The sequence below is a fragment of the Azospirillum griseum genome (assembly GCF_003966125.1).
Classification (GTDB): domain Bacteria; phylum Pseudomonadota; class Alphaproteobacteria; order Azospirillales; family Azospirillaceae; genus Azospirillum; species Azospirillum griseum.
The window spans coordinates 1-517 of the sequence record NZ_RXMA01000134.1; the positions used below are offsets into that span (position 1 = coordinate 1).

Sequence of the window (517 nt, forward strand, 5' to 3'; positions counted from 1 at the left end):
CGCCGGAACGACGCGCCAAGTGAACTTCAGCTACCCGAACGTCGACTTTCAAGGTTTCCCATCGACGGTGGAGTTGGCGGACGGCACTTATGTCGTGGCTTGGTCTCGACGCTCCGATGGTTCGGGCACCGGCATCGCCGGGCAGCGATTTGCTGCCGATGGTTCCCCGATCGGCGGACACTTCGCCATTGCTACCGTATCCTCGGCCAACCAGCTGCGTCCGAACGTGGCGGCCCTGCCCGGCGGCGGCTTCCTGGTCAGCTGGGAGTCCGACCAGGACGGTTCCACCTGGAACATCTACCAGCAGCGTTTCGATGCCGCCTTCAACAAGGTCGGCGGGCCGGTCACCGTCAATACGACCATTCCCTACAATCAGAACTATTCCCAGACCACCGTCCTGGCGGATGGCGGCTGGGTGGTGGACTGGTGGTCGAATGGTCAGGACGGCAGCGGCTGGGGCGTCTACCAGCAGCGCTTCAACGCCAGCGGGACGAAGGTCGGCGGCGAGGAGCGGGTG

The 517-nt window shown here is 64.4% G+C and carries 1 protein-coding gene; it reads left to right on the plus strand.

Annotated features, from left to right (window positions below):
* Positions 1 to 19: 19 nt before the first annotated feature.
* The coding region (locus tag EJ903_RS26500; protein ID WP_210211585.1) for a hypothetical protein at positions 20 to 517 on the plus strand (498 nt) is incomplete at its 3' end.